This is a genomic window from Actibacterium ureilyticum (genome assembly GCF_002285435.1).
GTDB lineage: Bacteria > Pseudomonadota > Alphaproteobacteria > Rhodobacterales > Rhodobacteraceae > Actibacterium_C > Actibacterium_C ureilyticum.
Map to the genome: position 1 here is coordinate 369215 of NZ_NSBT01000026.1, position 17456 is coordinate 386670.

The following is a 17456-nucleotide window of genomic DNA, read 5'->3' on the forward strand; positions in this document are numbered from 1 at the left end:
AGGACAGGATGATGGAAGAGAGTATTTACAGCAATCTCAAGCAGTTGGGCGGCGACACGGTGATGCCCGACAGCCCCGACAAGGCCGAGCTGGAGCGGGTGCAGAACCCGCAGGCCGATGTGGCCTATTGCGTGCGGTTCACCGCGCCGGAATTCACCTCGCTCTGCCCGATGACGGGTCAGCCCGATTTCGCGCATCTGATGATCGACTATGTGCCCGGCGATTGGCTGGTGGAAAGCAAATCGCTGAAGCTGTTTCTGGGATCGTTCCGCAATCACGGCGCGTTTCACGAGGATTGTACGATCTCCATCGCGCGCCGGCTGGTCGATTTCCTGGAGCCGCAATGGCTGCGCATCGGTGGCTATTGGTATCCGCGAGGGGGCATTCCCATCGACGTGTTCTGGCAGACCGGCGCGGTGCCCCAGGGCGTCTGGATCCCCGATCAGGGCGTGCCGCCCTATCGCGGGCGGGGCTAACCGTCGGCCAGATGCGGGCGGATGTCGTTGCCGGTGGCGGCATAGATATCCAGCAGATCATCGAAGCTGATGCCGTTTTCCTGCGCCTTGGCCAGCGGCCCGTCATGGGCGTGCAGCGTGGGGCGTTGGCCGTCATCGCCGGGGCGCAGGTCACAGGCGATGGGGTCGTCCACGTCGAACCCCGGCAGGGCGTTCATCAGCCAGGCAAAGCAGCCCGGAAACCCCGACCAGTCGTCGGATTGCCAGGCGTTGACGTAATCGTCGAACCGGTCGGGATGCACGCTGGCCCAGACGCCGAAATGAAACACCTCGTCACTGCCCCGGATGGGCAGGGGCAGGGTGCAGCGGATGAAGCGGTGATCGTCCCAACGACACAGATCCGCGCTCAGCTTGTCGGCACCGACTTGCAACACGTCCTGCCCGCTATCGGCGCGCGCGTCATGCGGCCAGCCATCGGGGTGGTCGAAGCCGATATCGAAGAGGCCCGAAAACGTTTGCCCGCAGCAGGGACAGGCCCGGTCCGCGTCGTGGAACCGGCGCCAGCGCGCGTCCAGATCCAGCAGATTCACTCTGCCGCCTTCAGCACGAAGCCTTTCTCGATCATGTCGCTGGGGGCCACGGGGTATTCGCCGCTGAAACAGGCGTCGCAATATTGCGGGCACTTGGCGTCGCGGCCCTGCGCCTCGCCCACCGCGCGGTACAGCCCGTCGAGCGAGATGAATTTCAGGCTGTCGACCTCAAGATGCTGGCGCATCTCTTCTTCCGACATGGTCGCGGCCAACAGCTTTTCGCGGTTGGGCGTGTCGACGCCATAGAAACAGGGCCAGGCGGTCGGCGGGCTGGCGATGCGGAAATGCACTTCCTTGGCGCCGGCATCCAGGATCATTTCCTTGATCTTGCGGCTGGTGGTACCCCGGACGACCGAGTCGTCGACCAGAATGACGCGCTTGCCCTCGATCAGGGCGCGGTTGACGTTCAGCTTCAGCCGGACGCCCATATTGCGGATCTGCTCGGTCGGCTCGATAAAGGTGCGGCCCATATACTGGTTGCGGATGATCCCCATCGCATAGGGAATGCCGCTTTCCAGGCTGAAGCCGATGGCCGCCGGCGTGCCGCTGTCGGGCACGGGGCAGACCAGATCGGCCTCGACCGGGCTTTCCTTGGCCAGCTCGCGGCCGATATTCTCGCGCGTCTCATAGACCGAACGCCCGCCCAGGATGCTGTCGGGCCGGCTGAAATAGACATGTTCGAAGATGCAGAATTTCGACGCCTGCTTGCGGAACGGAAACTGGCTTTCGACCCCGCCGTTTTCGGTGATGACCACCATTTCGCCCGGTTCGATCTCGCGGATGAACTCGGCGCCGATGATGTCCAGCGCACAGGTCTCGGAACTCAGCACCCAGCCATCGCCCACCTTGCCCAGCACCAGCGGCCGCACCCCCATCGGGTCGCGCACACCGATCAGCTTGGTGCGGGTCATGGCGACCACGGAAAACGCGCCCTCGACCCGGCGCAGGGCATCCTGCATCCGTTCGGGGATGTTGCGCTGCAACGACCGCGCCATCAGGTGGATGATGCATTCGCTGTCGGACGAGGATTGAAAGATCGAGCCGCGCTCGATCAGCTCGCGGCGCAGGGCGGCGGCATTGGTGATGTTGCCGTTATGGGCAATCGCCGCGCCGCCCATGGAAAACTCGCCAAAGAACGGCTGCACGTCGCGGATCGCGGCGGCCTTGGACCCGGCGGTGGAATAGCGCACATGGCCGATCGACAGGCTGCCGGGCAGCGTCTCCATCAGGCTGGCCTTGGTGAAATTGTCACGCACATAGCCAAAGCGGCGGGCCGAGTTGAACCCGTGTTCGGGGTGATAGCTGACGATGCCGCCGGCCTCTTGTCCGCGATGCTGAAGCGCATGCAGGCCAAGGGCGACGAAATTGGCCGCATCGGTCACGCCGATGACGCCATAAACGCCGCATTCCTCTTTTAGCTTGTCGTCGTCGAACGGGTGGCTGGGGGGCATCGCGCGCATCAGGGCGGGGGCTCCGAATCCGTGGCAGTCAGATTGCCCCCTCAATAGAGCGATTGATCCGCGGTGTCACGAAAGGATCACAAAGCTTTGCCGCCGATTGCGAAAAAATTGAAAAGATGCGCGAGCTGTGCCGGTTTGCCAGCATCACTGCGGGGAAAACGGCAGGTTCCAATCTGGGCAACCCGCCCCTAGCATCGGCATCGTGAGCTATGGGGAGCGAGATTATGTTCAGCGGTTTTGAAAAAATCGACATTGAATTGCCAAACGCCACCGTGCACGCCCGGGTCGGGGGCCAGGGCGCTCCGCTTTTGCTGCTGCATGGGTACCCTCAAACGCATGTGATGTGGCACCCGATTGCCGAAGAGCTCGCACAATCGTATCGCGTGATCGCGCCTGATCTGCGCGGGTATGGCGATTCTCTTTGCCTTGACGGCGATTTTAGCTTCCGTGCCATGGCCCAGGATCAGGTTTCATTGATGAAACAGCTTGGGTATCCGCGCTTTCATGTGATCTCGCACGATCGTGGCGCGCGCACGGCTCACAGGATGGTTCTGGATCATCCGAGCGCTGTGCAATCTGTGGTGCTGCTCGACATTCTGCCGACGCTCGACGTATGGCGTACTATGGATGAATGGCTGGCTAAGCGTTATTATCATTGGACATTTCTTGCGCAACCCGGCGAGATGCCGCGCCGTCTGATCGCGGGCAATCCGATCTTGTTTTTGCAGTCCGCATTGCTGGGCTTGGCCGGCACACAAACGCCTTTTGCCAAAGAAGCGCTTGCCGAATACGAACGCGCGGCTCTCAAACCGGATGTCATTGCCGCATGGTGCGGCGATTATGCGGCGGCGGCCAGCATCGATTTGGAGCATGATCGCGCGAGCTTAGGTGAGAAAAGTCAGATCCCTTGCAGTGTGTTTTGGGGCCGCAAAGGGGTGGTTGATCATCACCTGGACCCACTTGAGGCGTGGCGGGCGTGGTTTCCCAATGCGGTGGGGCAGGCCATTGACGCAGGCCACTTTCTTGTCGAAGAACGCCCCGCAGATATTCTCGAGGCATGTCTGATCCACCTCAGGGGCGCATGATTGCGTGTATCGGCCTTTGGTCTCGCCAAGACCACAAGCGATCCGGGCCGAGGCCCGGCCACCCCCCCGTCGGCCCGGTCAGATCTTTACTCGGGCGCGCCGCATTCGCCCACAAGGCTTTCGTAATGGGTGGTCAGCCAACCCAGCGCCTGTTCGGGGCTGTTGTTTTCGATCCGGTCGGTCAGGCGGGCGAACACCTCGGCCGAGCGGCTCTTGTCTACCACTTCGATATCGTCCGAGGTGATGACCGCGCCATAGACGAAGAACGCCACCGCAACCAGCAGCACGCCGCGCACCACGCCGAACAGAAAGCCCAGCCCCTGGTCGATCCCGCCCAGGGCGGATCGCTGCACGAGCGACGAAAACAGCGGTGTGAACAGCGACACCACCACCAGCGCTACGGCAAAGACCGCGGCAAAGGCGGCGATGATCGAAATCTCGCAGCTGTCGCTGATGAAGTCGCCCAGAACCGGGATCTGTCTGACCAGCGGTTCGGCCTGCTTGGCGAACATGAAGGCCAGGACCGCCGCGGCGACCCAGCCGACAATGGCCATGGCTTCGCGGACCAGCCCGCGCGAATAGGCCAGGATGGCCGACAGGATGATGACGGCGGCGACGACCGCGTCGATAATGGTGAAACCTTCCATGCCTCGCTCCTTCGGGTGTTATCCGGCCCCGAATATGTCCCCTACGAAAGTCGTCAGGTCAGGCATTCTCAGCACCTTCATCCCCGACACGTCCCCGGCCAGCTTCGTGCTGGTCGGCGCGATTGCTGTTGAAAAACCAAGTTTTTGGGCTTCTTTCAACCTGTTTTCCGATTGACCGACCGCACGTAACGCCCCCGAAAGGCTGATTTCCCCGAAAACAACGCAATCTGCGGGCAAAGGTGTGTCTTCTCGGGCACTGAGCAAGGCCGAAGCAACCGCCAGATCGGCCGCCGGTTCGGTCACGCGCATGCCGCCCGCGACGTTCAGGAACACGTCCAGCCCCGCAAACGGGATGCCGCAGCGGGCCTCGAGCACCGCCAGAATGGTCGACAGCCGCCCGCTGTCCAGCCCCACCACCGTGCGGCGCGGCGTGCCGAGCGGCGAGGGCGCGACCAGCGCCTGCACCTCGGTCAGGACGGGGCGCGTGCCCTCGATCCCGGCGAAGACGGCCGAGCCGGGCACGGGCGTGTCGCGGTCGGACAGAAACAGGGCTGAGGGGTTCGGAACCTCGCCCAGCCCCTGGCCGGTCATCTCGAACACGCCGATCTCGTCGGCGGGGCCAAAGCGGTTCTTGACCGCGCGCAGGATGCGGAACTGGTGGCCGCGCTCGCCCTCGAAATACAGCACCGTGTCGACCATGTGTTCGACCACGCGGGGGCCCGCGATCTGCCCCTCTTTCGTGACATGGCCCACCAGGATGACGGCGGTGCCCTTGCGCTTGGCAAAGGTCGTCAGCTCATGCGCGCAGGCGCGGACCTGGCTGACCGATCCCGGCGCGCTGTCGACGTTGTCGGCCCACATGGTCTGGACCGAGTCGATGATCGCCAGATCGGGTTTTTCAGCCTCCAGCGTGGTCAGGATGTCGCGCAGGTTGGTTTCGGTCGCCAGCTTCACCGGCGCCTGTGCCAGCCCCAGCCGCTGGGCGCGCATGCGGACCTGTGCGCTGGCTTCCTCGCCCGAGACATAGACGCAGGACAGGCCCGATGACGCAAAGGCCGCGGCGGCCTGCAACAGCAGGGTGGATTTGCCGATCCCCGGATCGCCGCCCACCAGGATGGCCGAGGCCGGGACCAGCCCGCCGCCCAGCACCCGGTCCAGCTCGCCCAGGCCAGAGCTGCTGCGCGGGGGCGGGGCCTCGGTCGTGGCCAGATCGCCCAGGGCAATCGCGCGGCCCCGGCTGGCGCCCAGCGATTTGGCCGCGGGTCCCGCGCTCAGCGGCGCTTCCTCGACAATTGTGTTCCACGCCCCGCAGGCGTCACAACGCCCGGCCCATTTCTGGTGCGCCGCGCCGCAGGCCGTACAGGTGAAGGTCAGTGATTTCGCCATGAGCCCCTCATGCCAAACCGGGGCCGCCATCCGCAAGCGCTTTCGCCGCGCCGGGCGGTCGAAAGCGCATCAGCTTTCCCGTGCAACCCGTTGGGCGCACTAGGATTTGCGCAGCTTGTCGGTGAAATACGACACCCCGATCGACGCCAGGATACAGGCGGTGAACAGGTACAGCCCCCAGGCGGTTTCGACCTTGCCCACGCCCACGCCCTTGGCCACCACGATATAGAGCGCGATCAGGAACACATCCGCCATCGCCAGCTTGCCCATCACCTGCAGCGCGCCCAGGATCCGGGGCGAGGCCAGCCGGAAATGCACCAGCGCCAGGCCGATGGTCTTCAGATATGGCGCAAACAGCGCAAAGACCGTGACCAGCAGCGCCAGGAACACATCGCTTTTCCACAGTGCCTGAAGCCCCGATATGACCGAGATCTCATTCAGCCCGAACAGCGGCAGCAGGCCCGCGCGCATCAGCGGTGCGAACCAGGCCACGGGAAACAGCACCAGCAGGCTCAGGTTCGCAAGCCGCAGGACCAGACGCCGGGTGTCGCGGGATCTGTCCGTGACCGGGGGCGGGGTCGTGTCCGCCATGGGCGATCAGACGCGCACCGGTTCGAACTGATAGGCCAGGCTGTAATCGCGGGGGCTGTAGCTGGGATCGCTTTCCCGGCGGGCCGACCGCTGCACATGGCTGAGGCCGCGCATGAACAGCCACGCCGCCTGAAGCGTCACCACGGCGAACAGACCCTGCATCAGGTCCGCGTTGCCCTGCATGATGCCGTAAAACATCATGGCGGCCGACACTGCGGCAATTCCGGTGAACCCGGCATAAAGGATGACATTCGCGCTGCGCGACAACATCGTGCGTCGGGCGCCCAGAGTGCTCAGAACCAAAAGCAGCAAAAACAAACCAATCGACAGGATCTCAACCATCGCCGTTCCTTCCCAGTACCCTGCCGGATCCCCATCCGGCATGTGGTTGCGTCGCTTGTCCCACCGGATCCACTCCCGGCTGGCGCATCGGCAGAAGACGCGGCCCAAGACAAGTTGACGATAATTTTATCGATCCCGAATGCGGCGGCAAGATGCATAGATTGTGGCGCGGGGATGGCGGGGCGGGATCAGCGGATCGCGGCGATGGGGCCTTCGGCGGCGCCGTGGATGAACTGTTTGACGTAAGGGTCTGAAGTTGTGTCTAAATCAGCGACGTCGCCGGTCCATTTTATGGTCCCGTCATGCAGCATCGCGACCTTGTCGGCGATGGCGCGGACGGAACTCATGTCATGGGTGATCGTCATGGCTGTTGCGCCCATTTCAACAACGATCTCTTTTATAAGGTCATTGATCACGCCGGACATGATCGGATCGAGTCCCGTCGTCGGCTCGTCAAAGAAGATGATGCGCGGATCGGCGGCGATGGCGCGGGCCAGACCGACGCGTTTCTGCATCCCGCCCGACAGCTCGGCGGGGAACAGGTCGGCGACCTCGGGGCCCAGGCCCACGCGGCGCAGCTTGTCGACGGCAATCGCGCGCGCCTCGTCCTTGGGGCGCTTCAGCGAGCCGCGCAGCAGGCGAAAGGCGACGTTCTGCCAGACGCTCATGCTGTCGAACAGGGCGGCGCCCTGGAACAGCATCCCGAAATCGGCCAGGAATGCGTCGCGGTCGACCTTGGTCACGTCCTTGCCATCGACCTTGATGGTGCCGGAATCGGGTTTAACAAGGCCAAGGATGCATTTGAGAAGAACGGATTTTCCGGTGCCCGAGCCGCCGATGATCACCATGCTTTCGCCGCGCGGGATGTTCAGCGTGACCCCGCGCAGGACCCGCTTGGTCCCGAAACTTTTATGAAGGTCGGTGATGTCGATCATGCGGTAAAGAACAGCTCTGTCAGGACATAGTTGGCGGCGAAGATCATGACCGAAGCGCTGACCACCGCCGATTTGGTCGCGCGGCCCACGCCCTGGGCGCCGCGGCCCGAGTTCATGCCATGATAGCAGCCGATCAGCGCGACCAGAAAGCCGAACACCGCGCCCTTGATGATGCCCGACATTATGTCCCACATTTCAAGGAAGTCTGCGGTGTTCTTCAGGTAAGCCGCCGGGTTGAAGCCCAGCCGCCCGGTGCCCACCAGATAGCCGCCGAAGATGCCGATGGAATCGCCCACCGCCACCAGGATCGGCACGCTGATCGTCGCGGCCAGCACGCGCGGCACGGTCAGGTATTTCATCGGGTCGGTGGACAGCGTCACCAGCGCGTCGATCTGTTCGGTGACCTTCATCGTGCCGATCTCGGCCGCGATGGACGAGGCCACGCGCGCCGCCACCATCAGCCCGCCCAGAACCGGGCCAAGCTCGCGCGCCATCCCGATGGCGACGATGGATGGCACGACCTCTTCGGCGTTGAACCGCGCGCCGCCGGCATAGATCTGCAGCGCCAGCGCGCCGCCAGTGAACAGCGTCGTCATCCCCACCACGGGCAGGCTGTTATAGCCGATGGTGATCAGCGCCTGCGCGAATTCACGAAAGTAGAACGGCGGTGTAAGCATGGCCGCCAAGGTTCTGAAAAAGAACAGGGAAACAGATCCGATGCCCGCCAGAAGCGCAAGCGTCGACCGGCCGATCGTGGCGACGGGTGTCAGGATCATTGCGCCAGCCCCCCAAGCCAGGTGCGGCGATAGCGCGCCGCCAGCGATGTCAGGATTTCATAGCCGATGGTGTCTGCTGCCTCGGCCAGCGCATCCACGCCCTGTTCGGGGCACAGGATGTCCAGCATCTGCGGCGTGCCGTTCAGATGGGTGATATCCACGCCGATCATGTCCATCGACACGCGCCCGGCAATCGGACAGGCGGTGCCCTCGTGATAGAGCGTGCAATTGTTGCTGAGCGCGCGGTGCAGCCCGTCGGCATAGCCCGCCGCCACGGTGGCAATCCGCGCCGGGCCGTCGGCGGTCCAGCTGTTGCCATAGCCCACGGTCTCGCCGTCCGCGATCTCGCGCGTCTGGATCACCGGCAACGAGATCCGCGCCACCGGCGTCGCATCCGTATAGGGCAGCCCGCCATAAAGCCCGATGCCGGGGCGGGTCACGTCGAAATGATAATCCGCCCCCAGCAGCAGCCCGCCCGTGGCCGACAGCGACCGGGGCACGTCGATCCCGTCGGTCATCTCGTGAAAGGCGGCCAGTTGGCTGGCGTTCATCGGGTGGTCGGGTTCATCGGCACAGGCCAGGTGGCTCATGACCAGATGCGGCCCGGCGGCCAGCGCGATCTGCGCCACGGCGGCCCATTCGCCGGGTTCCATCCCCAACCGGTTCATCCCGGTGTCCAGCTGGATGCCGAACCTGCGGCCGGGCAGGGCCTCCAGGTGGCGTGTCAGCTGATCGACCGAATTCAGCATCGGGATCAGGTCCAGATCGCCGATCATGTCGGTGTCGCCGGGCATATGACCCGAGAACACCAGGATCTCAGGGCCACGGCCCAGGGCCTGGCGGATTTCGGCGCCTTCCTCGGCGGCGGCGACGAAGAACTTGCGCGCCCCCGCATTGGCCAGCGCCCGCGCCACGCGGTCCGCGCCCAGGCCATAGCCGTTGGCCTTGACCACCGCGCCGGTTTCCACGCCCGCGCCGCTCAGGCGGTCCAGCGCCCGCCAGTTGGACGCCACCGCGTCCAGATCGATTGTCAGATGTCCGGTTGCCATATCGCGGTTTTGACAGGACAGGGGCCAAGGTCAAGCCCCAGAAATCCCGACCCTGTCCCTTGCCCCTGTCATTTCCGTTGCCGACGGGCCGGTTCAGTACCCGTCATACCCGTCCTGCTGATAGGGTTTGACCAGGTTGCCGAACCGGGTGAACTGCGCCTCGAACGACAGCTCGACCGTGCCGATGGGACCGTGGCGCTGCTTGCCGACGATGACCTCGGCCTTGCCGTGCAGACGCTCCATGTCCTCTTTCCACTTTTCCACCGCGGCCAGGTCGGCCTCGTCCGGTTTCTCGCGTTCCTTGTAATATTCGCCGCGATAGACGAACAGCACCACGTCGGCGTCCTGTTCGATCGAGCCCGATTCCCGCAGGTCGGACAGTTGCGGGCGCTTGTCGTCGCGGCTTTCGACCTGACGCGACAGCTGCGACAGGGCGATCACGGGGATGTTCAGTTCCTTGGCGATGGCCTTCATGCCCATCGAAATCTCGGCGATCTCGTTCACGCGGTTTTCGGCGGTACCACGGCAGAGCTGCAGATAGTCGATGATCAGCACGTCCAGCCCGTGCGTCCGCTTCAGCCGCCGCGCGCGGGCGGCCAGCTGGCTGATCGGCAGGGCTGGCGTGTCGTCGATGAACAGCGGGCAGGCCTCCAGCTGCTTGGCGGCCTCGACAAAGCGGCGGAATTCGCCCTCGGTCATGTCGCCCTGGCGGATCTTGTGACTGGAGATTTCCGAGGCCTCGGCCAGGATCCGGCCCGCCAGCTGCTCGGCGCTCATCTCCAGGCTGAAAAAGCCCACCACGCCGCCATCGACCGCGCCTTCGCTGCCATCGGTGCGGGTGCCGCGCTTGTATGCCTTGGCCACGTTGAACGCGATGTTGGTCGCGAGCGAGGTCTTGCCCATCGACGGGCGTCCGGCCAGGATCAACAGGTCCGACGGGTGCAGGCCGCCCAGCTTCTTGTCCAGATCGACCAGCCCGGTCGACAGGCCCGCCATGCCGCCGCCGCGCTGATAGGCGGCATTGGCCACGTTGACCGCATCGGTCACCGCGCTCAGGAACGACTGGAACCCGCTTTCGGTCTGGCCCTGTTCGCCCAGCTTGTAAAGCTTCTGCTCGGCCTCGACGATCTGCTCTTTCGGCTCGCTTTCGGCGTCGATCTTGGCCGCGCGCCCGGCGATGTCATGGCCCAGCTCGATCAGCTCGCGCCGGATCGCCATGTCATAGATCATCTGGGCATAGTCGCGCGCGGCAAAGCTGGAAATCGCCGCCCCCGCCAGCCGCACCAGATAGGCCGGTCCGCCCAGCTCCTTCAGACCCTCGTCATCCTCCATGAAGGCTTTCAGGGTCACCGGGCTGGCCAGCGCATTCTTGTGGATCCGACCCGCCGCCAGCTCATAGATCCGCCGGTGCACGGGGTCGAAGAAATGATCGGGCTTGATGATGGACGCAACCCTGTCGAACACGTCATTGTTCGTCAGAATCGCGCCCAGCAATTGCTGCTCCGCCTCGATCGAGTGGGGAAGTTCCCCGGTTTCGTCACTGCCCTGTTGGTCTTGCCGGATCGCGGCGATCTCGTTCATCTTGTCCCCCGCCTGTTGGCCCTGTGGCATACATCGGCTGCGCCAACGGGATCAAATTGTATGTTTCTGTGAATAACCTGTGGATAGCTCGGATCACCCCGATCTGGGGTGTCCGGGCCACGTATCTGCTAGATATTGTAGGGCCAAGCCGCCGATCCCGCAAGCTTCCCCGGCGTTATTCTGCCGGCCCTCAGCCGGCGCCGCGCGCGTCCTGCCAGGCGCGGGGCGCGGTCAGGAACGATTCGACCTCCGCCAGGGTCTCGGCGTCGAAGGCGGCGGAATCGCGGGCCTCCTGCAGGACATCCCACCAGGTGCACAGGTGATGCAGGCTGACACCGTGATCGCCCAGTTTCTGGATCGTGTCGGGGAAGATCCCGTAATAGAAAATCACAGCCGTATGCGCACAGGTCGCGCCGGTGTCGCGGATCGCGTCGACAAAGCTCAGCTTCGATCCGCCATCGGTGGTCAGATCCTCGACCAGCAACACGCGCTGGCCTTCGGTCATCGCGCCCTCGATCCGGGCGTTCCGGCCGTAGCCCTTGGGTTTCTTCCGGACATAGGTCATCGGCAGCGCCAGCCGTTCGGCCATCAGCGCGGCAAAGGGGATGCCCGCGGTTTCGCCGCCCGCGATATTGTCGAACGCCTCGAACCCCGCATCGCGCATCACGGTTACGGCCAGAAAATCCATCAGCGTCGACCGGATCCGCGGATAAGAGATCAGCTTGCGGCAATCGACATAGGTCGGCCCCGGCAGGCCAGAGGCATAGATGAACGGCTCGCGCGCGTTGAAATCGACCGCGCCGATTTCCAGCAGGGCCCGGGCTGTCAGGCGGGCGATTTCGGTCTTGTCGGGGAAAGAGCTGGGGATCATCGGTCGGGTCCTATGAAAAGCGAGCCTGTTTCATTGTTCGATAAATACTCCCGCCGGAGGCATCCAGCGGTGGGTCCGGGTGCCTCCGGCGGGAGTATTTGCGGAGCAATGAAGCCTCATGGTTTGACATGCCAGTGCAGCGCAAAGCCGGGATCAAAAACGGTGACGGTGCCCGCGCCGGTGTCGATCTTGTCGGGGTAGGTTACCGGGCCGCCGCGTTCCAGGGTCAGGCGCGCGTCATTGGCGGGCAGGTCATAGAAGGCGGGGCCGTTGAGCGAGGTGAAACGCTCCAGCTTGTCGAGGGCGCCGTCTTCCTCGAACACATGGGCCAGGATCGACATGGTGTTGGTGGCGGTGAAACAGCCCGCGCAGCCGCACGCACTTTCCTTGGCCGGGTCGGCATGGGGCGCGCTGTCGGTGCCCAGAAAGAAGCAGGGCAGGCCCGAGGTCGCCGCCGCGCGCAGCGCCAGGCGGTGATGTTCGCGCTTGGCGACGGGCAGGCAATAGTAATGCGGTTTAATCCCGCCCACCAGAATGTGGTTGCGGTTGATGACCAGGTGGTGCGTGGTGATCGTCGCCCCCAGGTCCGGGCCGCCCGACTGGGCATAGGCCGCGCCCTCGGCCGTGGTGATATGTTCCATCACCACGCGCAGGCCGGGTGTGGCGCGGCGGATCGGGTCCAGCACGGTGTCGATGAAGACGGCCTCGCGGTCGAAGATGTCGACATCCGCGTCGACAACCTCGCCATGGACACAAAGCGGCAGGCCGATTTCGGCCATTTTCTCCAGCACGCCGCGCACCTTTTCGAAATCGGTAACGCCCGAGGCGGAGTTGGTGGTGGCGCCCGCCGGGTAGAGCTTCACCGCCTTGACCAGTCCGCTGGCATGGGCGGCGGCCACGTCGGCGGGATCGGTCTCTTCGGTCAAATAGAGCGTCATCAGCGGCTCGAACGCCATGCCGTCGGGCAGGGCGGCCAGGATCCGGTCGCGATAGGCGGCGGCCTGTGCCCCGGTCACCACCGGCGGCACCAGGTTGGGCATCACGATGGCGCGGGCGAAGTGGCGCGCGGTTTCGGGCAGGATGCCCTGCAACATCGCGCCGTCGCGCAGGTGCAGGTGCCAGTCGTCGGGGCGGCGGAGGGTCAGGGACGTTGTCATGCCCCCGGCGTTACACAATCGGGCCTGCGGATTCCAGAGCCGATTGCGCGCCACGTACTGGCGGAGGGTTCGCGTGCTGCCTGAAAAATGGGCGCATTTGCGCAAAAATTGACGCGGCTGCCAAAAACTCGACCATTGCTGCGGTGCAGCAATATGATAAGGTGACGCTGAAGCGGCTGACGGGTAAACCACATTCATGTTGGACGGGGTCGAGGCAGTACAGGCAATGCAGCGCACGCGCGGTCGCGCGGCTGTGCGCCTGTCGGACAATGCCGGGCGGGTGCGGCTGGTGGATCTGCACCAGTCGGGATCGGCCAAGGTGTTCCTGCCGCGCAGCCATGCCGCCGCCCCCGAAATCGTCTTTCTGAACACTGCTGGCGGCCTGACCGGGGGCGACCGGATGCGCTTTGACGCCGATCTGGGCGCGGGGGTGCGGGCCACGGCCACCACCCAGACCGCCGAGCGGATCTATGCCAGCACCGGCGATGTGGCGCGGCTGGACCTGCGCCTGTCGGTGGGGGCGGGCGGGCGGCTGGACTGGCTGCCGCAGGAAACCATCCTGTTCGACCGGGCCCGGCTGGCGCGCCGGACCGAGGTTGCGCTGGCGGGCGATGCGGCCTGTCTGTGGGTCGAAACGCTGGTGCTGGGCCGGGCCGCGATGGGCGAGGCATTGGCCGATGTGCAGGCCCGCGATCACCGGGTGGTCACGCGCGACGGGCGGCCGGTGCTGATCGAACCGGCGGGGATTTCGCCCGCGCTGTTGGCCGATGCGGGGCAGCCCGCCGGGCTGGACGGGGCGCGGGCGCTGGCCACCGTGGCGCTGGTGGCGCCGGGGGCCGAGGATGCCGTTGGCCCGTTGCGTGCCGCGCTTGCCGCCGCCGATGGCGTGCGCGGTGCGGTCACGGGCTGGGACGGCAAGGCAATCATGCGGCTGATGGCGCCCGACGCCTATCCGCTGCGCAAGGCGTTGGCCGGACTGTTGCCGGTGCTGCGACCGGGCCCGCTGCCGCGGGTCTGGCAGATCTAGGAAGGAGAAACCGCGATGAACCTGACCCCCCGTGAAAAGGACAAGCTGCTGGTCAGCATGGCGGCGATGGTCGCCCGCAACCGGCTGGCGCGCGGGGTCAAGCTGAACCATCCCGAGGCGATCGCGCTGATCACCGACTATGTGGTCGAAGGCGCGCGCGACGGGCGCAGCGTGGCCGACCTGATGGCGGCGGGCGCCAAGGTCATCGCGGCCGAGCAATGCATGGCCGGCGTGCCCGAGATGATCCACGAGGTTCAGGTCGAGGCGACATTTCCGGACGGCACCAAGCTGGTGACCGTTCACCATCCGATCCGCTGAGCCGATGCGGATGGCACAGATTTCAACACGGAGGGTAACGCGATGATCCCCGGGGAATATTTCATCGCCGATGGCGAGATCACACTGAACGACGGCGCGGATACCGTGACGCTGACCGTTGCGAATACCGGCGACAGACCGGTTCAGGTGGGCAGCCATTACCATTTTGCCGAAACCAACAGCGCGTTGGACTTTGACCGGGATCGGGCCCGGGGTATGCGGCTGGACATCGCGGCGGGCACTGCCGTGCGGTTCGAGCCGGGCCAGACGCGCGATGTCACGCTGGTGCCTTTGGCCGGGGCGCGACGGGTGTTCGGTTTCAATCAACAGATCATGGGCGGTTTGGACACCGCCGAGTGAAAGGACGTAAACCATGTTGAATACGTACTATGACCCGAAATATTTCCAAGCCGCCGATCCGTGGTCGTTCTGGACCAGCGCGGTGGAAACCCAGACGCAATTGCTGGAAACCCAGATGCAGATGATGCAGGCTTGGGTGGATCTGGCGGTGCGGATGAACCCGTTCCTGCTGGAGTTTGACCCGCATGAGCTGGCCAAGCCGCACCCCGCGCCCGCGGCCAAGAAACCGGCGGCCAAGGCCCCGGCGCCGAAGAAGGCCGCCGCCAAACCCAAATCCGCCGCGGTCGTCAAAGTCGTGGCCGAGGCGCCCGTCGCCAAGCCGAAACCCGCGGCCAAGGCGAAACCCGCCGCCAAACCCAAGGCAGAGGTGAAGTCCGCCGCGACACCGGCCAAGGCAAAGACCGCCAAGCCCGCGGCGCCGAAGCCCGCGGCCAAGGCCGAACCGGCGAAACCTGCGCCGAAACCGGCAGCCAAGCCCAAGGCGGCCAAACCGGCGACAGCCCGTGCGGCGGCCAAGACCACAAAGGCCGCAGCGCCCGCGCCCAAGCCCGAGGCCAAGGCGACCCCCGTCGCGAAAAAGCCCGCCACGACGCGGCGCAAATCGACCCGCGCGGCGACGGCGAAATCCACCGCCCCAGCCCCCAAGACCGAGGCGCCCGCCAAGAAACCCGCCGCCCCGAGCGAGGCCGCCCGCCGTGCCCGCCGCACCCCGGCCAAACCCGACAATCCGTTCCAGGAATAAGCCCCATCGCGGCTGACAGGAGACCCAGATGTTCAAACCCAGCAATGCGACCCAGCTGATCGGCCTGTCGGCCGAGTTCTGGCACCTGGCATTCGAGGCGCAGATGGTGATCTCGATGCGGTTGCTGGGGCTTGGCGGGTTCTGGCATGTCGCGCCGTCCGAAAACTCGCGCATGGTGCAGGAAAAGGTCCAGGCGTTTAGCGAATCCGGTCTGGCGATGAGCGTGGCCGCGTTCCGCATGGCCCAGCCCGTCACGATCATGGCGGCGGGCCTGCGCCCGCTGCGCCGCCGCACCCGCAACAACTCGCGCCGGCTGGCCCGGCGCGGGCCGCGCGGCCTCAGGTAATCGCATTCTCACGAAAGGTCCCACATGCCCGCAAAAATCTCGCGCGCTGCCTATGCCGACATGTTCGGCCCCACCACCGGCGACCGGGTGCGTCTGGCCGATACCGATCTGGTGATCGAGGTCGAGCGTGACCTGACCACCTATGGCGAAGAAGTCAAGTTCGGCGGCGGCAAGGTGATCCGCGACGGCATGGGCCAATCCCAGGTCACGCGGGCCGAGGGCGCGGTCGATACGGTGATCACCAACGCGCTGATCGTGGATGCGACCGGGATCTATAAAGCCGATGTGGGGCTGAAGGACGGCATGATCGCCGCCATCGGCAAGGCGGGAAATCCCGACACTCAGCCGGGTGTCGACATCATTATCGGCCCGGGGACCGAGGCGATCGCGGGCGAGGGGCGGATCCTGACCGCCGGTGGTTTCGACAGCCATATCCACTTCATCTGCCCGCAACAGATCGAGGATGCGCTGCATTCCGGCCTGACCACCATGCTGGGCGGCGGCACGGGCCCGGCGCATGGTACGCTGGCCACCACCTGTACGCCGGGGCCGTGGCATATCGGGCGTATGTTGCAGGCGCTGGACGCGTTCCCGATCAATTTCGGCCTGAGCTGCAAGGGCAATGCCAGCCAACCGGCGGCATTGGTCGATATGGTCAAGGCCGGTGCCTGCGCGATGAAGCTGCACGAGGATTGGGGCACTACGCCAGGCGCCATCGATTGCTGTCTGTCAGTTGCTGACGACATGGACGTGCAGGTGATGATTCACACCGATACGCTGAACGAATCCGGCTTCGTGGAAAACACCGTCGCGGCGATGAAGGGCCGCACGATCCACGCCTTCCATACCGAAGGCGCGGGCGGCGGCCATGCCCCTGATATCATCAAGGTGGTGGGCGAAAGCCATGTCATCCCCAGTTCGACCAACCCAACGCGGCCCTATACGGTGAACACGCTGGAAGAGCATCTGGACATGCTGATGGTCTGTCACCACCTGGACAAGGCCATCCCCGAGGATGTGGCCTTTGCCGAAAGCCGCATCCGCAAGGAAACCATCGCCGCCGAAGACATCCTGCACGATATGGGCGCGTTTAGCATCATCGCGTCCGACAGTCAGGCCATGGGCCGGGTGGGCGAGGTGATCATCCGCACCTGGCAGACCGCGCATAAGATGAAGGTCCAGCGCGGGCGCCTGGCGGAAGAAACCGGCGATAACGACAATGTGCGCGTCAAACGCTATATCGCGAAATACACGATCAACCCGGCGATTGCGCATGGGATCTCGGCCCATATCGGCTCGATCACGGTCGGCAAGCGCGCCGATCTGGCGTTGTGGAGCCCGGGCTTTTTCGGCGTGAAGCCGGAAATGGTGCTGGTCGGCGGGACGATTGCGATGGCTCAGATGGGCGACCCGAATGCGTCGATCCCCACGCCGCAGCCGGTCTATAGCCGCCCGATGTTCGGCGCCTTTGGCCGGTCGCAGGAAAACTCGTCGGTGCTGTTCGTCAGCCACGCCGCCCAAAGCGATTGCATCGCCCAGACGCTGGGCCTGCGCAAGGCGACGCTGCCGGTGGAAAACACCCGCACTATCGGGAAGGCCGACATGGTGATGAACGCCGCCACGCCCCAGATCGATGTGAACCCCGAAACCTACGAGGTGCGCGCCGATGGTGAATTGCTGACCTGTGAACCGGCCAGCGAACTGCCCATGGCGCAACGGTATTTCCTGTTCTGACGGG

At 64.8% G+C, this 17456-nt stretch carries 20 protein-coding genes; 8 read left to right on the top strand and 12 right to left on the bottom strand.

Annotation, left to right across the window (positions count from 1 at the left end):
* Positions 1–11 precede the first annotated feature (11 nt).
* Complete coding sequence (gene queF / locus CLM60_RS10425; RefSeq protein WP_095589339.1) at positions 12–476, top strand: preQ(1) synthase; 465 nt, start codon at positions 12–14, stop codon at positions 474–476.
* Here queF and CLM60_RS10430 read toward each other — a convergent pair.
* Both CLM60_RS10430 and purF read right to left on the bottom strand, forming a co-directional pair.
* Entirely contained in the window at positions 473–1045 is a 573-nt protein-coding gene (locus CLM60_RS10430) for a DUF2199 domain-containing protein (RefSeq protein ID WP_176473851.1), read from the bottom strand. The genes queF and CLM60_RS10430 overlap by 4 nt on opposite strands.
* Positions 1042–2496 (bottom strand): amidophosphoribosyltransferase, encoded by a 1455-nt coding sequence (gene purF / locus CLM60_RS10435; protein WP_095589340.1) that lies wholly within the window; start codon positions 2494–2496, stop codon positions 1042–1044. Before purF ends, CLM60_RS10430 begins: the two co-directional genes overlap by 4 nt.
* Positions 2497–2729: 233 nt before the next feature.
* On the opposite strand from purF, the gene CLM60_RS10440 reads away from it, so the two are divergent.
* Positions 2730–3590: an alpha/beta fold hydrolase gene (locus CLM60_RS10440; protein WP_095589341.1), complete on the top strand. Its 861-nt coding sequence runs from the start codon at positions 2730–2732 to the stop codon at positions 3588–3590.
* An 86-nt stretch (positions 3591–3676) separates the two neighbouring features.
* Here the strand turns inward: CLM60_RS10440 and CLM60_RS10445 are convergent, their stop codons facing one another.
* The 10 genes from CLM60_RS10445 to pyrC form a co-directional block, all read right to left on the bottom strand.
* Positions 3677–4237, bottom strand: a complete 561-nt coding sequence (locus tag CLM60_RS10445) for a CvpA family protein (RefSeq protein ID WP_095589088.1) — start codon at positions 4235–4237, stop codon at positions 3677–3679.
* Between the two features lie 18 nt (positions 4238–4255).
* Positions 4256–5623 (bottom strand): DNA repair protein RadA, encoded by a 1368-nt coding sequence (gene radA / locus CLM60_RS10450; protein WP_095589342.1) that lies wholly within the window; start codon positions 5621–5623, stop codon positions 4256–4258.
* Positions 5624–5722: 99 nt separating this feature from the next.
* Positions 5723–6214, bottom strand: a complete 492-nt coding sequence (locus tag CLM60_RS10455) for a paraquat-inducible protein A (RefSeq protein ID WP_095589089.1) — start codon at positions 6212–6214, stop codon at positions 5723–5725.
* A 6-nt stretch (positions 6215–6220) separates the two neighbouring features.
* Complete coding sequence (locus CLM60_RS10460) at positions 6221–6556, bottom strand: hypothetical protein (RefSeq protein ID WP_095589090.1); 336 nt, start codon at positions 6554–6556, stop codon at positions 6221–6223.
* A gap of 188 nt (positions 6557–6744) precedes the next feature.
* Positions 6745–7491 carry an ABC transporter ATP-binding protein gene (locus CLM60_RS10465; RefSeq protein WP_095589091.1) on the bottom strand — a complete coding sequence of 249 codons (747 nt, stop codon included), beginning with the start codon at positions 7489–7491 and terminating at the stop codon, positions 6745–6747.
* Positions 7488–8267, bottom strand: coding sequence for an MlaE family ABC transporter permease (locus CLM60_RS10470; RefSeq protein WP_095589092.1), 780 nt, complete (start codon positions 8265–8267; stop codon positions 7488–7490). Before CLM60_RS10470 ends, CLM60_RS10465 begins: the two co-directional genes overlap by 4 nt.
* Positions 8264–9316 (bottom strand): alanine racemase, encoded by a 1053-nt coding sequence (gene alr, locus CLM60_RS10475; protein ID WP_095589093.1) that lies wholly within the window; start codon positions 9314–9316, stop codon positions 8264–8266. The genes CLM60_RS10470 and alr overlap by 4 nt, the downstream gene beginning before the upstream one ends.
* A gap of 93 nt (positions 9317–9409) precedes the next feature.
* Positions 9410–10897, bottom strand: coding sequence for a replicative DNA helicase (locus CLM60_RS10480; RefSeq protein WP_095589343.1), 1488 nt, complete (start codon positions 10895–10897; stop codon positions 9410–9412).
* 190 nt (positions 10898–11087) lie between these two features.
* A complete protein-coding gene (locus tag CLM60_RS10485) occupies positions 11088–11768 on the bottom strand; it encodes an orotate phosphoribosyltransferase (RefSeq protein ID WP_095589094.1) in 681 nt (226 codons plus the stop codon).
* Between the two features lie 116 nt (positions 11769–11884).
* Positions 11885–12925: a dihydroorotase gene (pyrC, locus tag CLM60_RS10490; RefSeq protein WP_095589095.1), complete on the bottom strand. Its 1041-nt coding sequence runs from the start codon at positions 12923–12925 to the stop codon at positions 11885–11887.
* Positions 12926–13151: 226 nt separating this feature from the next.
* Between pyrC and CLM60_RS10495 the strand changes: the two genes are divergently transcribed.
* The 6 genes from CLM60_RS10495 to ureC are packed head-to-tail and all read left to right on the top strand — an operon-like array spanning position 13152 to position 17452.
* Entirely contained in the window at positions 13152–13952 is an 801-nt protein-coding gene (locus CLM60_RS10495) for an urease accessory protein UreD (protein ID WP_245848355.1), read from the top strand.
* Positions 13953–13967: 15 nt separating this feature from the next.
* Positions 13968–14270, top strand: a complete 303-nt coding sequence (locus CLM60_RS10500; protein ID WP_095589096.1) for an urease subunit gamma — start codon at positions 13968–13970, stop codon at positions 14268–14270.
* Positions 14271–14312: 42 nt separating this feature from the next.
* Entirely contained in the window at positions 14313–14630 is a 318-nt protein-coding gene (locus CLM60_RS10505) for an urease subunit beta (RefSeq protein WP_095589097.1), read from the top strand.
* 13 nt (positions 14631–14643) lie between these two features.
* Positions 14644–15372 carry a hypothetical protein gene (locus CLM60_RS20920; RefSeq protein WP_095589098.1) on the top strand — a complete coding sequence of 243 codons (729 nt, stop codon included), beginning with the start codon at positions 14644–14646 and terminating at the stop codon, positions 15370–15372.
* 28 nt (positions 15373–15400) lie between these two features.
* Positions 15401–15718 (top strand): antifreeze protein, encoded by a 318-nt coding sequence (locus CLM60_RS10515; protein ID WP_095589099.1) that lies wholly within the window; start codon positions 15401–15403, stop codon positions 15716–15718.
* A 24-nt stretch (positions 15719–15742) separates the two neighbouring features.
* Positions 15743–17452, top strand: a complete 1710-nt coding sequence (gene ureC / locus CLM60_RS10520) for an urease subunit alpha (protein ID WP_095589100.1) — start codon at positions 15743–15745, stop codon at positions 17450–17452.
* Positions 17453–17456 lie beyond the last annotated feature (4 nt).